Origin of the sequence: Reichenbachiella sp. MSK19-1 (genome assembly GCF_003590315.1) — a bacterium.
In the GTDB taxonomy this organism is placed as follows: domain Bacteria; phylum Bacteroidota; class Bacteroidia; order Cytophagales; family Cyclobacteriaceae; genus Reichenbachiella; species Reichenbachiella agariperforans.
Genome location: NZ_MIER01000016.1, coordinates 622,156 through 636,461, shown reverse-complemented (window position 1 = coordinate 636,461; position 14,306 = coordinate 622,156). Strand labels below are relative to the sequence as shown.

Here is a 14,306-nt window from a genome sequence, read left to right as displayed (position 1 = left end):
AAAAAAGATCGCACTTAAAGTGCGATCTCTTCTCCTAGGCTATTGATGAAGTTGTACTCCAAAATCGCCATTGATGAATCTTCTACCACGTTTATCCAACGCTTGTACTTAAAGTACCATTTCCATTGTCTTGAAAACAAGCCTTTGGTATAGTACGCATACAAATATGGATGTAGGCTGATGGTTAGTTTCTTTTCATTCTGTTTAGTCATGATGTGCTCGACATCCTTTTCGATCTGATCAGTCACTAGAATAGACGCAGTGACTTTTCCAGTACCATTACAAGATGGGCAAACTTCCCTAGTCTTGATATTTAGTTCAGGTCTTACACGCTGTCTGGTGATTTGCATCAAACCAAACTTAGACAGAGGCAGAATGGTATACTTAGAACGATCCGTTTTCATCTCGTCCTTCATCTTAGAGAAAAGAGCTTTTTTGTTCTCTATTTTTCTCATATCGATAAAATCGATAACGATGATACCACCCATATCACGCAATCTCAACTGCCTGGCGATCTCCTTAGCAGCATCCAAGTTCACCTTTAGTGCGGTGCTTTCTTGATTATCCTCTGCGTTAGATTTATTACCACTGTTGACATCTATGACATGTAGTGCTTCAGTATGCTCGATGATGAGGTACCCCCCTCCATCTATGCTTACAGATTGTCCAAACAAACCTTTCAGTTGTTTTTCTATTCCGTAGGCTTCAAATATTTTAGCTTTACCGTTGTAAAGCTTTGTAATCTTCTCCTTATCAGGAGCGATCTCTCTGATGAAATCTCTGACATCATGGTATAGTGCTTTTTCATCAACCACTATACTATCAAACGATTCATTGAGAACATCACGAAGAATGGAATTAGCGCGATTCATCTCGCCAATCACCTTTTCGTTAGGCTTCACCTTCTTCAGTTTCTCCATTCCCTTCGACCACTTGTCTACCAAGCTGGTCAAATCTCTGTCGAGTTCAGCCACATCTTTACCTTGTGCAACTGTTCGAATGATGATTCCAAAGTTTTCTGGTCTAATCGAATTGATCAGACGAAGCAATCTTTTACGCTCAGCACTATCTGCTATTTTCTTGGAAACACTTACTGAATCCGAAAATGGTACGAGTACTATATACCTACCAGCAATTGACAACTCACTGGATAGTCTTGGCCCTTTTGTAGAAATCGGTTCTTTTACAACCTGTACGAGAACTCTTTGGTTTTTTGACAAAACCTGGTTCATCTTCCCTAGCTTATTAATATCAGGTAGTCGTTTAAAGCCGTTCAGATTTTTTCCGGCCATTTTGCCAGAGAGAATCTGTTTCGTGCATTTATTCAACGACTGAAGCTGGGGTCCGAGATCCAAATAATGCAGAAATGCATCTTTTTCATACCCAATATCAACAAAGGCGGCATTCAGCCCAGGCACAACTTTTTTCACTTGGCCTAGGTAAATGTCACCTACGTTGAACTGATGTCCATCATCGTCTTGATGAAACTCGGATAATTTTTTATCTTTTAAAAGGGCTATTCGACATCCGTTTTGAGTTGAATTAATTATCAATTCGTTACTCAATTCCTAAATGTTTAATATGAAAACTTGATTAACTCAAATAACCCAAGAAAGCACAATTACTTCTTCTTGTGTCTGTTCTTTCTTAGTCTCTTTTTTCTCTTGTGAGTAGAGATCTTATGTCTTTTTCTTTTTTTACCACACGGCATAACAAAAAATCTTTAATGTTCTAAAATTCATTTAACTCTTTCAAGTATTGATCTGTCGATGAAAGTATCGCTGGATCAGTACTAGTACTTTTTATATTTTCAAACCATTGCTTTGCCTTGTCACGCTGCCCAGTCTCAAAATAGCTAGTTGCCAAAAGAAAGGCTGCTTGCTGATTCGTCGCATCAATAGTCATCAATTTCTCAAATCGCCATATGGCCTTGTCATATTGTCCAGATTGAATGGACAGCATGCCGAGACTATATAGTGCTGTAGTATTGTCGGGATACTCATCTAGTATCTCACGCAACATCGATATACCCTGCATCGGATTGTCAGAGATCACCATCGTCATGGCTAATTTCGCCTTGGTATCTGGATCTTCTTTCTCTTCGATTACTTTCTGAAAACACACTTGAGCCTTTTTAGCATACTTTGCTAAGTCTGCCTGATTCAGTGATATTCCAAAGAGTTGGAAGTATATCTCTCCTGCTTTTTGCTGTCCTACAATCGACTGATCATACTCCAAAATCACATCTGCGAAGTAGGAAGCACTGTCTAATTGATTGTAGCCCAGATATAGTCTAGCCAAAGAGTCGGCAAAGATAACACTTTTTTCTTTATCCGCATCAGCGAGCTGATTCTTCAAAAAGTCACGTCGTTTTTGATCCGCCTCCGAGATAGAAAAACCATGAGTCCCTTCCACGGGTGCCGCCGTATCAACTATCTCTGTATCTATGGCATCATTGTCCACCACGACCTTAGGCAAACTAAAAAGCACAACGATCAGCGCAATCCCGCCAATCAAAACTAGCCATCGGTGTGTAGACATACTATACTTACCCTATTTTACCACTTGATTTGATTTTCTCTACAAACACTTTAGACGGCTTAAAACTTGGAATATAGTGCTCGTCTATTACCATTGCTGTGTTTTTCGAAATATTTCTTGCAATCTTCTTTGCTCGCTTTTTATTAATGAAACTCCCAAAACCACGTACGTAGATATTCTCTCCGTCTGCCATTGAACTTTTCACTACGCTAAAAAATGCTTCTACTGAAGCTTGGACATCCAATCTGTCAATTCCTGTTTTCTCGGCGATCTCGTTGATCACATCTGCTTTCGTCACGTTGAATCTAATTTATATGTAGTAGAAATCTTGTATATGGGCTATTTTAGCCGAACTGAACTTCCACGAATTCAGAAGCGCAAATAAAAACAAAAAATCCCTCACTTAGAAATAATCTTCTGGATTGAAACCTAAAACAGACCGTAAAAGACAAGACAAACTGAGTCGTAGACTACTCGATTGGTACAGACTGAATCACAGAGATTTACCATGGAGGCAAACCAAAAACCCCTATACCGTATGGATGTCCGAAATCATTCTACAGCAAACAAGGGTCGCACAAGGCACTTCCTACTACCTCAACTTTAGTCAGACCTACGAGACAGTTCAAGATTTTGCAACTGCCCCCTTAGACGACATTCTCAAGATGTGGCAAGGGCTCGGGTACTACTCCAGAGCGCGCAATATGCATAAGTGCGCTGGTCATATAGTAGAAAAACTAGAAGGTGAATTTCCAAACACTTATGACCAGCTCATAAAACTCACGGGTATTGGAAAATATACTGCGGGAGCCATCGCATCCATATGCTTTGATCAGGCTGTCCCTGCTATAGATGGCAATGCTTTTAGAGTCTATTCTCGCGTGTTTGGTATCTATGAAGACATAACGCTCTCTTCTACCTTTAAAACTTTCTTTGAACTGGGCAGTCAAATTATCCCTCATGATCAGCCTGGTGATTTTAACCAAGCTGTTATGGAGTTAGGTGCCACGATATGTCTGCCTAAAAATCCTCAGTGCAATAGCTGCCCTCTCGAAGCGATGTGTTATGCCCGTGAAAAAAAGGAACAAACATCTCTACCTGTCAAAACAAAAAAAATAAAAGTCAAAAGCCGGTACTTGGACTATATTCTCCTACATCAGGAAGGACAAGTACTCGTCAAACAACGAGAAAAGGGAGATATATGGCAAGGCCTATTTGATTTTCTCCTAATCGAATCAGATATGCACTCAAAAAGCAGTATTTTTGAACTTGTAGAACAAAACGACTGGGGAACACCAAGTGTCTTGTACAGTTCGGCAGAGTACAAACATCTCCTGACTCATCAAAAACTTCACTTGTATTTCCACGTTCTTGATATACCAAAAAGAGAGGATTTTAAATTAATTTGTCAGAATAATAAATTGAAAAGCCTGCATATTAGTGACTTAGTAAACTTGGCAGTTCCCAAACCCATTGAAAAATTTTTGGAAGCCGAGTTGCCTAATGTGTTAAATTTTCAATCCTTAAAACCTTAATTATGGCCGGAGTAAACAAAGTAATTTTAGTCGGAAACTTGGGAAAAGACCCAGAAGTAAGACACTTAGATAACGGACGTGCGGTGGCAAATTTTTCTATGGCTACCAGCGAAACTTACAAAAACAGAGAAGGTGAACGCGTGACGACCACCGAGTGGCACAATATGGTGCTATGGTCTCCACTCGCAGAGATCGCCGAAAAATACCTCAAAAAAGGAAGCCAAGTGTACATCGAGGGAAAACTAACCTCTAGGTCTTATGAAGACAAAGATGGAGTAACTAAGTATATCACCGAAGTAGTAGGTCGAGAGTTGACCATGCTAGGTGGGCGACCAGATGGCGGATCATCAGGTGAGTACAATGCGCCAGCGGCATCCAATCAAAACCAAGCTACCAAAACAGAAATCGTTGATTCTACAGTAGAAGAGAACAATGAAATTGACGATCTTCCTTTTTAACATTAACAAATAACAAATGGACGACCCTTTTCCGGGAACCTACCTATTAGCAGCACTAATATCCGGCCCTGAGATTTCTTTTTTAGCGATTAACCTCGCCTTGATCATTCTACTTTTTGTAGGATCGGCTCTAGTCTCAGGGTCGGAAGTTGCATACTTCTCACTCTCACTCGATCAGGTAATCAGTGAAGGAGATGATTCGCCTCACAACAAGCGAATTATCCATCTACTCACCAACCCCAACAAACTATTGGCAACCATACTGATATTGAATAACTTCATCAATATCAGTATCGTCATGATCACCACCTATGCAACACTGAGGCTGACAGCACCTTATTTTTCCCCCGAGACGGTACTAGGTATACTGACCATCACGATCACCTTTTTGATCGTATTCATCGGTGAGATTGTCCCGAAAGTATATGCCAACCAAAACAACTGGTCATTCGCACAAAAAACCTCCAAACTACTATCCATCTCCAACGACATCTTTAGCCCACTATCTTGGCTACTGATCAAAGTCAGCCATGTACTAGAAACACGAATCGAGCGGAAGGGCTACAACGTCTCTGTAGAAGAACTTAATGAAGCGTTAGAAATCACCACCAATAAAGAGACAACAGAAGAAGAAAAAGGAATCCTAAAAGGGATCGTAAACTTCGGAACACTCTCCGTAAAACAAATCATGAAATCTCGAATGGATATCACAGCACTGGATATACAAACTGATTTTCATGAGCTCATGAACCAAATCAACAAAACCGGCTATTCGAGAATTCCCATCTATAAAGAGACGATCGATAATATAGAAGGCATCCTATATATCAAAGACCTATTACCTAATATCAACGGGGATGAGAACTATCAATGGCAAGATTTACTCAGGCCCGGTTTTTTCGTTCCAGAGACCAAAAAAATAGATACACTCTTCAAAGATTTTCAGGAGAGGCGCATACACATCGCTATCGTCGTAGATGAATATGGTGGCACATCAGGATTGATCACTATGGAAGATGTCATCGAAGAAATCGTAGGGGAAATCAATGATGAATTTGATGAAGAAACAGATGCTGAATTCAAAAAAATCGATGCAAACACATTCATCTTTGAAGGAAAAACATCCATCATGGATTTTTGCAAAATCACCAATGTAGACCACCGCGTATTCGAAGAGGTGAAAGGTGAAAGCGAGTCACTCGGCGGACTCTTGCTGGAAATAAATGCAACACTACCTTATGCTGGAGAAAAAATCATCTTCGACCGCTATACATTTGTCATCACCTCGGTCAACGAAAAGCGAATCAAAAAAATAAGAGTTGTAATCAAGAGATAAATGAGAATATTAGTCGGCTGTATTATCATCGTATCACTCCTCACAGGATGCGAAACCTCTACCTTTGTACCGAAACCCAAGGGCTACAACAGAATAGAGCTTAGCCCTTCGCAATACGTGCCCTTGCCCGATTCCTTCCCTTATCAATTTGAGTACCCTCAAGCTGCCACTATCATCTTAGACAAATCATGGATCTCCGAGCGATATTGGATAGACCTCCATTATGAGCAATACAATGCCGACATCCAAATCACCTATAAACGCGTCAACAATTCTCGAGAAACCTTAGTAGAGCTATTGCAAGACTCCTACAAACTTACTTCCGAGCACGGTGTAAAAGCTTACTCGATCGACGAGAGTGTACTACGACTCCCTAGTGGCATGAATGCCACACTGATGGAATTGTCTGGCGAAGTACCTAGCCAGTTTCAGTTTCATGTTACTGATTCCACCAAGAACTTCCTACGTGGGGCACTCTACTTCAAAACCTCGACAGCCAACGACTCCCTGCGACCTGTCATAGATCATATCAAACTCGATATGGTTCATATCCTCAACACCCTGAAATGGGACGAATAAATACGGATGGCTTCTTTTCTCGAGACCAAAATAGAATTTCTAAAAGGCGTAGGCCCATCTAAAGCCAAGGTCCTACAAGAAGAACTGGGCATATTCACCTTCGAACAACTCCTCAATCACTTTCCCTTTCGCTATGAGAACAGATCTAAGTTTCATCAAATCAAAGACATAGTAGATGCAGAACAGGGTGTTCAAATCAAAGGAGTCATCACTTCCCTTGGCCTGGCAGGAGAACCCCGAAAACAAAGATTAACAGCGCAATTCAGAGACGAAACAGGCACCATAGAGCTTGTGTGGTTCAAAGGTGCGAGCTGGATGCTCAAAAAGCTAAAAACAGGCTTATCCTATGTCATCTATGGTAAACCTTCCGTTTTCAATGGCAAGTATTCTATCAGTCATCCAGAAATAGAAGTCATCACACCTAACAACGAGCAAAAAAGCACTCAATTTGTCCCCGTTTACTCCACGACAGAAAAACTAAAAAAACGCTACCTTGACAGCAAAGCGATAGGCAAACTAGTTAAAGAAGTTATCAACAACCCAGCCTTTCGGGTGACTGAAAATATAGACCCAGAAATTCTTCAAACCAACCATATCATTGGTTTGAAATCTGCACTGACATGGATTCACTTTCCCTCTAGCCAAACACAGCTAGAGCAGGCACAGTTTCGCCTCAAATTCAACGAACTATTCTTCATTCAGATAAAAATCTTTCAAGAACGAGTCGAAAGGCAAGACAAACACCGTGGAGTAGTCTTTAACAAAAGCCAGCTAGTCACGGAGTTCTATACCAAACACAAACCTTTCGAATTAACAGAAGCACAGAAAAGGGTCATTAAAGAAATCTATGCCGATCTACAATCAGGCTATCAAATGAACCGACTCCTCCAAGGTGATGTAGGCAGCGGCAAGACCATTACTGCTTTTATCTGCATGTTAGTCGCCATTAGCAACGGCTATCAAACCAGCATCATGGCTCCCACTGAGATCTTAGCCACACAGCATTATCATGGTCTGGCAGAGCTCAGTGAAAAGCTAGGACTCAATACTGCACTAGTCACAGGGTCTACAAAAAAAAGCCTCAAGACTGCCAACTTGGAAGCCCTTAGAGAAGGACGCCTAGACATCATCGTGGGCACTCATGCCCTGATAGAAGACAAAGTAGAATTCAAGAACCTCGGTCTAGCGGTGATCGATGAACAGCATCGCTTTGGTGTAGCTCAACGAGCCAAGCTCTGGTCAAAAAATGACCACTATTACCCGCATGTGCTCGTCATGACTGCAACACCTATCCCGAGAACATTAGCGATGACGCTATATGGAGACTTAGAGATTTCGACCATCGATCAGCTACCTCAGGGAAGAAAGCCTATCAAAACAACGCATCTCACTGATTCAAACCGCCTAAAATTATTTGGCTTCATTAGAAAACAAATAGATGAAGGTAGGCAGGTCTACATCGTCTATCCTCTTATTGAGGAGTCAGAAACACTCGCCTATAAAGACCTCATGGATGGCTATGAAAGTATCTCTAGAGCTTTCCCTCAGACACCCATTAGTATTCTTCATGGAAAAATGAAAGCCACTGATAAAGAGTTCGAAATGAAGCGTTTTGTGGATAACAAAACCAAAATCATGGTCGCCACCACTGTCATAGAAGTAGGTGTCAATGTCCCAAATGCCACTGTAATGGTTATTGAAAACGTGGAACGGTTTGGACTATCCCAGCTTCACCAACTCAGAGGCAGAGTAGGCCGAGGAGGAGACCAATCCTATTGCATACTTATGAGCGGCAGCAAAGTCTCCAAAGAAGCTAGGGAGAGAATCAAATGTATGGTTGATACTACCGACGGGTTCAAAATTGCCGAAAAAGATCTAGAACTGAGAGGACCAGGAGACCTAATGGGTACGCAGCAAAGCGGAGTACTCGATCTAAAAATTGCCAATATCACGAGTGACGCCCACATCCTCAAGCTTGCCAGAGACCAAGCAAAACTAATCATAGAACAAGATCCAGACCTAAACCAACCCTATCACCTCTTACTAAAACAATATCTCGACACGAGTAAACGTCACCTACTATGGAGTAATATTTCTTAGGCACAAAAAAACCCTAACGATCCGCTAGGGTTATATTATATCTTAGAAGAGAACTTAAGAAGCTACCTCCTCAGTATCTCTTAATTTAGCGATGCTAAACGATTTCTTCTCTTTATGTCCACAGTATCCACAAGTAAAGAATTTAACCAATTCGCCTTCCTCAGTAGTGGTTGGTGATTGGACAATTTCTTCCTTATTCACTTTGAGTGTTTGGTAATTACACTCTGAACATTTTAACGCATGCAGTCTACCGTTATATTTTTCAATCTTCGTAAACCCTGACTCTTCATCTATCCATACATCATAATCCACAGAAAAAGCATCTTCTTCAGCCTGCATACCTTCATCTAGGTAGACATCTTCTTCTTCCTCACTTAATAATTTCATCTTTCTTCCGTCAGGTGAAATTCTTGGTGTAAAACGAAGGTGCTTCAATCGCTTCTCAATGTAGAAAGGGTAGTAAAATTTAAGAATGTTTTGAACAATCACGCCAGCAATAATAGCGAACATAGTGCTCACGAAAAGTCTAACTACGAACCACAATATTCCAGACTCTGTCACCAGTGTGTTAGCATACACTGCTCCTGCTATAATAATCAACAAAGCACTATACCAAAGCAAATTGATTTCATACATGTTGATGTAATCATATTTAACCTTGTACTCCTTGGTAATCAGAAGCTTAAGATAGTGACTAATGAGGATTAATAAGCCCACACCTGCAATCGCATATGAAACGTAGTGACCATACATGTTCCAAGTGTCTAGTAGGCTTTGATCGATTTTATTCATAGCGTTAAGCTTTAATTAGTAGTATTATGTGTTAAGGTTTATTGTCTAGATTCCTTTGCAAAAAGGAAATTAATCAAATATATACAAAATGCGTAATTCCCTTATCGGGGCATTGTTAAAATTACACAAAAAAACTTTACTCGAATCGTATAAGCGCTAGCTGAAATGAAAACCAAAAATAGTTCAAAATAAAAAACCGACACCTATAGATGTCGGTTTTTTAAAACATTATCCGTTCATTGAGATCAGAAACTCTTCATTGTTTCGAGTTCCTTTCATCTTGCCAAGTAAGAATTCCATGGCTTCTGCTGAGTTCATGTCGTCCATGAATTTTCTCAAGATCCAAATCTTAGCCAACTCGTCTTTGTTGATCAACAAGTCTTCTCTTCTCGTACCTGACGCTGGTATATCGATAGCAGGGTATACTCGCTTGTTGGATAATTTACGATCCAACTGGAGCTCCATGTTACCTGTACCTTTAAATTCTTCAAAGATCACTTCGTCCATTTTAGAACCCGTCTCTATCAGTGCTGTAGCTAAGATGGTCAATGAACCACCGTTTTCCACATTACGTGCTGCACCGAAAAATCTCTTTGGCTTGTGAAGTGCATTAGCATCCACACCACCTGATAGAATCTTACCACTAGAAGGCACCACTGTGTTGTGCGCTCTAGCCAGTCTCGTTATGGAGTCCAAAAGAATGACCACATCGTGACCACACTCAACCATACGCTTGGCTTTTTCCAACACGATGTTTGCTACTTTCACATGCTTTTCAGCTTGCTCATCAAAAGTAGACGCAATCACCTCCGCCTTTACGCTACGCGCCATATCTGTCACTTCCTCAGGTCGCTCATCGATCAATAGGATCATTAGATATACCTCAGGGTGGTTCTCGGCGATAGCATTCGCTACATTTTTCAAAAGTACCGTCTTACCTGTTTTAGGCTGAGCAACGATCATACCTCTTTGCCCTTTACCAATCGGTGAGAACATGTCCATTACTCTTGTAGAGTAATCACTCGGCTTATAACTCAAGTTTAGTTTCTCCTCTGGGAACAATGGAGTGAGGTATTCGAAAGGCACTCTGTCTCTAATTTCCTCAGTGGTTTTACCGTTAACGGTTGTCACTTTGAGGAGCGCAAAATATTTTTCTCCGTCTTTAGGAGGTCTGATCTGACCTATGACTGAATCACCAGTCTTTAGACCAAATAACTTGATCTGCGACGGGGAAACATAGATATCATCTGGACTCGCGAGATAGTTGTAATCTCCTGATCTCAAGAAACCATATCCATCTTGCATCATTTCGAGAACTCCACCATTTTCGATCACTCCGTCAAACTCTTTGACGTTGTTGTTGTATTCGTTTTTCTTGGTGTTTTTTTCCTGCCTTTTGTTGTCACGATCATTTCTTTCACGCTTTTCAACAGGCTTATCCTCATTTTTCTCTTTAGAAGAAACAGTCTCTTCTTTAGGCGCTCTTTCCCTAGATTCGTTTCTTGAGTCTCGTTGTCTTGGCTCCTTCGCTTTCTCGTGCTTTACAGGCTCTGCTTTCTTTTCCTTTCCTGATCCATCCACATCCAAATTGAAAGACTTCAATACATCATCAGCATTTTGATCAGCTTCCGTTTTCTTTGGTTTATCCTCAGACTTCTGCTTGTTTTCAGGTCTCTCCTTCTTCTCAGGCCTTGGTCTATTTTCTCTTTCTTGTCGAGGAGCTCTCTCCTGCTTTTCTTCTTTTTCGGGCTTATCAGCTCCTTCGGTCTCTTTTTTAGCCTTTGACTCTTGGGCTTTGATTTGCGTGGCAGGTTCTGGGTTGACCGCTTGCTCATCAAGGATTTTGTATATAAGGTCCTTCTTCGCGGCTCTCTTATAGTTTTTGATTCCCAGGTTCTCAGCTATTTCTTTTAGCTCAGACAATAACCTGTCATTCAATTCTTCGATGTTATACATAACTATTATTAAAAAGATCTGTGCTTAATTCAATAAGCCTATTTTGTGATGTGTATTGTTTGATAAAATACGGTAATGACTGTCTATCTAAGGGACTGCTCGAGAAGCAGAATAGATCAGACCACGTTTGATGCTGCCGCAATAATATGCTAACTGCCGCGTATTCACAAATATAAATTATTATTTCATCTAGGCATAAACTAGTTTTTATTAAGCTCATAATGAGATGATGCCTTAAATTTGCCACTTCAAATTTAGAATACAGTAGATTATGTTATTGGTTTCAGAAGTAGTTGAACACAAAGATAGATTCGTAGCGGGCTTAGTAAAAAGGGGGATTGACAATGCCGCTGAACTACTAGACAACATCATAGCGTTAGACGACAAACGAAAAAGCACTCAAGCACAACTTGACGAACTGCTTTCAGAATCTAACAAGCTGTCCAAATCTATCGGTATGTTGATGAAGGATGGGAAAAAGGAAGAAGCCGAAGCTGTGAAACAAAAAACAGCAGACATTAAAGCACAATCTAAAGACCTAACACAACAGCTCGAAGACACTAAAAATGAGTTGCTCAATGAACTCTATCAAACGCCAAACATCCCTAACCCAGATGTCCCTGCTGGCAAAACAGAAGATGATAATGAGGAGATATTTTGTGTAAAGACTTTGCCTGACCTTGGAGAAGACGCAAAGCCACATTGGGATCTGATCAAAGAATACGACATTATAGATTTTGATCTTGGCATCAAAATTACTGGCGCAGGCTTTCCTGTGTACAAAGGCAAAGGCGCACGTCTACAGAGAGCCCTTGTCAATTTCTTTTTGGATGAAGCCGAAAAGGCGGGGTATCAAGAAATTCAACCACCTGTAGTTGTCAACGAAGCATCAGGTCTAGGTACAGGACAGCTACCTGACAAAGAAGGGCAGATGTATCATCTCTCTGACACAGACATGTATCTAATTCCAACCGCAGAGGTACCGCTAACCAATTTATATAGAGACGTAATTTTGGATGAAAAAGAGCTTCCTATCAAGAATGTAGGTTTCACTCCCTGTTTCAGAAAAGAAGCAGGCTCTTGGGGAGCACATGTGAGAGGTCTAAATCGTCTCCACCAATTTGACAAAGTAGAAATTGTTCAAATCGAACACCCAGACAAGTCTTTTGATACCTTAGACCAGATGGTAAAACATGTAGAGGGACTTTTGAAAAAATTGGATCTACCGTATAGAATACTCAAGCTCTGCGCAGGAGATCTTGGTTTTACTTCCTCTATCACCTACGATTTTGAGGTGTACTCTGCAGGACAAAAGAGATGGCTTGAAGTAAGTTCTGTTAGTAATTTCAAAAACTATCAGGCCAATCGTCTAAAGTTGAGGTATAAAGATGCAGACAATAAGAAACATCTTTTGCACACACTCAACGGCAGTGCTTTGGCATTACCGCGCATCATGGCTGCCATCTTAGAAAACGGTCAGAAGGCAAACGGGATTGAATTACCTGCTGTTTTGAAGAACTACACTGGCTTTGACAGAATAGACTAATGAGTGACTACATTATACGGCCTGGAGTACGCGCAGACCTTCCAGAGGTTCTAGATTTAATCAAGGAACTCGCTGTCTATGAAAAAGCACTCCATGAGGTATGCAATACGATTTCCATGATGGAGAAGGATGGCTTTGGTGACAACCCAGTTTTTGGTTTTTTTGTAGTACGGTCTGCGTCACAGCAAAGACTCATTGGGCTAGCTCTCTACTATTATCGCTATTCTACCTGGAAGGGAAAAAGACTGTACCTCGAAGATTTGATTGTAACCGAGTCTGAACGAGGGAAAGGGCTCGGTAAAATGCTCATGAATGAAACCATTGCATTTGCGAAACAACAAAAATGTACTGGTATGATGTGGCAGGCGCTGGACTGGAACACGCCTGCTCTTGGTTTTTATAAGACCTACGGAGCTTCATTTGACGAAGAGTGGGTCAACTGCAATCTCGATTTCTAACCTATGTGCTGATGCACTTGCTCTAACATTGTTCTAAATGACATCACTTTATCCCCATATCGAGAAACAACTTCCATTTGTAATCTAGCTCCATGTTCTTCTTGATATTTTAGAACATCCTCATATGCATCTGCAAAGTACTGAAAAGCATAAGTGGTTCCCTGCGGTTCGTCGCTTATCAGTTGAAAGACTTTACAATCCACAAAGTACCCTGTCTCTATCACATTTTTGATATGAATGTCTTTCATCCACTGAAACCAATCTTTCTCAATCCCGCTATCCACGTTCATCGTTACATTATAAACTACCATAATTTGGCTATTTTATTTAAGCAAAAAATTCATTAGTCCACGTAATCATCAAAGTAATAGATTAATTCCCAGCATTCATCGAAGAAATCAAAATTGTCATTGTACAAAGATTAAATTTACTGACGTGCTGGATCATGCAGAATTATTAATAATATGGGATATCAGAGAATAGAAAGAATAAGTGAGGTTTGGAAAACCATAGAGGGCTTCTCCAACTACGAGGTGTCTAACCAAGGCAGTATCAGAAGAAAAGCAAGAAAGACGTGGCACGGCGGATCAAAAAAAGACATCTTTCTCAAGGAGAAAATAATGAGACAACGGTGGAACAAAAGCTGCAAATGTTACTTCCTTGACTTGCTCAACGACGAAAACCAACGCAAGACAGTGTATCCCCATAAAGAAGTCGCTAAAGCATTTTGCATCAATATCTTGCCAGAGGAATACACAATGATTGTTCACTTAGATAACAATCCAAAAAACAACGACTCCACCAACTTGGAGTGGGTATCTCCATCGGAGCACATGTCTTTCCAATTCGAAGTAGGCAACAAGAACAATTTTGAAGTCTGGAAAACCAGAAAAAAAAGATACAAAAACGGATTCAAAAGCCAACCTAAGGCTAATTTAAAAGTTGCCGAAGACACTCGAAAAACGGCATAATAAAAAGAGAGAGCTACTCTTTAACTAACCTAAA

At 40.6% G+C, this 14,306-nt stretch carries 14 protein-coding genes; 8 read left to right on the top strand and 6 right to left on the bottom strand.

Features of this window, described 5'->3' with window-relative positions; translation table 11 throughout:
• Window positions 1-14 precede the first annotated feature (14 nt).
• The 3 genes from BGP76_RS15325 to BGP76_RS15315 form a co-directional block, all read right to left on the bottom strand.
• Window positions 15-1,565 (bottom strand): Rne/Rng family ribonuclease, encoded by a 1,551-nt coding sequence (locus tag BGP76_RS15325; RefSeq protein ID WP_073121256.1) that lies wholly within the window; start codon window positions 1,563-1,565, stop codon window positions 15-17.
• Window positions 1,566-1,731: 166 nt separating this feature from the next.
• Window positions 1,732-2,541, bottom strand: a complete 810-nt coding sequence (locus BGP76_RS15320; RefSeq protein ID WP_119845325.1) for a tetratricopeptide repeat protein — start codon at window positions 2,539-2,541, stop codon at window positions 1,732-1,734.
• Between the two features lie 7 nt (window positions 2,542-2,548).
• The gene (locus BGP76_RS15315) at window positions 2,549-2,839 is read right to left on the bottom strand and encodes an HU family DNA-binding protein (RefSeq protein WP_073121258.1); all 291 of its coding nucleotides are present in this window, start codon (window positions 2,837-2,839) and stop codon (window positions 2,549-2,551) included.
• A gap of 124 nt (window positions 2,840-2,963) precedes the next feature.
• Between BGP76_RS15315 and mutY the strand changes: the two genes are divergently transcribed.
• From mutY to recG, 5 genes are read left to right on the top strand one after another with little or no spacing between them, the layout of a single operon-like run.
• On the top strand, window positions 2,964-4,076 hold the full coding sequence (gene mutY, locus BGP76_RS15310) for an A/G-specific adenine glycosylase (protein WP_073121259.1): 1,113 nt from the start codon (window positions 2,964-2,966) through the stop codon (window positions 4,074-4,076).
• Between the two features lie 2 nt (window positions 4,077-4,078).
• Window positions 4,079-4,534 carry a single-stranded DNA-binding protein gene (locus BGP76_RS15305; protein ID WP_073121260.1) on the top strand — a complete coding sequence of 152 codons (456 nt, stop codon included), beginning with the start codon at window positions 4,079-4,081 and terminating at the stop codon, window positions 4,532-4,534.
• 16 nt (window positions 4,535-4,550) lie between these two features.
• Window positions 4,551-5,870, top strand: coding sequence for a gliding motility-associated protein GldE (gene gldE / locus BGP76_RS15300; protein WP_119845324.1), 1,320 nt, complete (start codon window positions 4,551-4,553; stop codon window positions 5,868-5,870).
• A complete protein-coding gene (gene gldD, locus BGP76_RS15295; RefSeq protein WP_119845323.1) occupies window positions 5,871-6,449 on the top strand; it encodes a gliding motility lipoprotein GldD in 579 nt (192 codons plus the stop codon).
• Between the two features lie 6 nt (window positions 6,450-6,455).
• Entirely contained in the window at window positions 6,456-8,549 is a 2,094-nt protein-coding gene (recG, locus tag BGP76_RS15290; protein WP_119845322.1) for an ATP-dependent DNA helicase RecG, read from the top strand.
• Window positions 8,550-8,603: 54 nt separating this feature from the next.
• Here recG and BGP76_RS15285 read toward each other — a convergent pair whose 3' ends face one another.
• Together BGP76_RS15285 and rho are read right to left on the bottom strand one after the other, a co-directional pair.
• A complete protein-coding gene (locus tag BGP76_RS15285; RefSeq protein ID WP_073121265.1) occupies window positions 8,604-9,341 on the bottom strand; it encodes a hypothetical protein in 738 nt (245 codons plus the stop codon).
• A 228-nt stretch (window positions 9,342-9,569) separates the two neighbouring features.
• Window positions 9,570-11,297, bottom strand: coding sequence for a transcription termination factor Rho (gene rho / locus BGP76_RS15280; RefSeq protein ID WP_073121267.1), 1,728 nt, complete (start codon window positions 11,295-11,297; stop codon window positions 9,570-9,572).
• A gap of 271 nt (window positions 11,298-11,568) precedes the next feature.
• Between rho and serS the strand changes: the two genes are divergently transcribed.
• Both serS and BGP76_RS15270 read left to right on the top strand, forming a co-directional pair.
• A complete protein-coding gene (serS, locus tag BGP76_RS15275) occupies window positions 11,569-12,843 on the top strand; it encodes a serine--tRNA ligase (protein WP_073121270.1) in 1,275 nt (424 codons plus the stop codon).
• Window positions 12,843-13,301: a GNAT family N-acetyltransferase gene (locus BGP76_RS15270; RefSeq protein WP_119845321.1), complete on the top strand. Its 459-nt coding sequence runs from the start codon at window positions 12,843-12,845 to the stop codon at window positions 13,299-13,301. The genes serS and BGP76_RS15270 overlap by 1 nt, the downstream gene beginning before the upstream one ends.
• Here the strand turns inward: BGP76_RS15270 and BGP76_RS15265 are convergent.
• Complete coding sequence (locus BGP76_RS15265) at window positions 13,298-13,612, bottom strand: DUF4286 family protein (RefSeq protein ID WP_073121274.1); 315 nt, start codon at window positions 13,610-13,612, stop codon at window positions 13,298-13,300. The two genes, BGP76_RS15270 and BGP76_RS15265, sit on opposite strands and share 4 nt — an antisense overlap.
• Before the next feature lie 153 nt (window positions 13,613-13,765).
• On the opposite strand from BGP76_RS15265, the gene BGP76_RS15260 reads away from it, so the two are divergent.
• The gene (locus BGP76_RS15260) at window positions 13,766-14,272 is read left to right on the top strand and encodes an NUMOD4 domain-containing protein (protein WP_073121275.1); all 507 of its coding nucleotides are present in this window, start codon (window positions 13,766-13,768) and stop codon (window positions 14,270-14,272) included.
• Window positions 14,273-14,306: the final 34 nt, after the last annotated feature.

What these genes read in the sequence shown, in the direction of transcription:
- BGP76_RS15320 (WP_119845325.1), bottom strand. Translation starts at nt 2,541, where the DNA reads ATGTCTACACACCGATGGCTAGTTTTGATTGGCGGGATTGCGCTGATC.
- BGP76_RS15305 (WP_073121260.1), top strand. Translation starts at nt 4,079, where the DNA reads ATGGCCGGAGTAAACAAAGTAATTTTAGTCGGAAACTTGGGAAAAGAC.
- gldE (WP_119845324.1), top strand. Translation starts at nt 4,551, where the DNA reads ATGGACGACCCTTTTCCGGGAACCTACCTATTAGCAGCACTAATATCC.
- gldD (WP_119845323.1), top strand. Translation starts at nt 5,871, where the DNA reads ATGAGAATATTAGTCGGCTGTATTATCATCGTATCACTCCTCACAGGA.
- recG (WP_119845322.1), top strand. Translation starts at nt 6,456, where the DNA reads ATGGCTTCTTTTCTCGAGACCAAAATAGAATTTCTAAAAGGCGTAGGC.
- BGP76_RS15285 (WP_073121265.1), bottom strand. Translation starts at nt 9,341, where the DNA reads ATGAATAAAATCGATCAAAGCCTACTAGACACTTGGAACATGTATGGT.
- rho (WP_073121267.1), bottom strand. Translation starts at nt 11,297, where the DNA reads ATGTATAACATCGAAGAATTGAATGACAGGTTATTGTCTGAGCTAAAA.
- serS (WP_073121270.1), top strand. Translation starts at nt 11,569, where the DNA reads ATGTTATTGGTTTCAGAAGTAGTTGAACACAAAGATAGATTCGTAGCG.
- BGP76_RS15270 (WP_119845321.1), top strand. Translation starts at nt 12,843, where the DNA reads ATGAGTGACTACATTATACGGCCTGGAGTACGCGCAGACCTTCCAGAG.
- BGP76_RS15265 (WP_073121274.1), bottom strand. Translation starts at nt 13,612, where the DNA reads ATGGTAGTTTATAATGTAACGATGAACGTGGATAGCGGGATTGAGAAA.
- BGP76_RS15260 (WP_073121275.1), top strand. Translation starts at nt 13,766, where the DNA reads ATGGGATATCAGAGAATAGAAAGAATAAGTGAGGTTTGGAAAACCATA.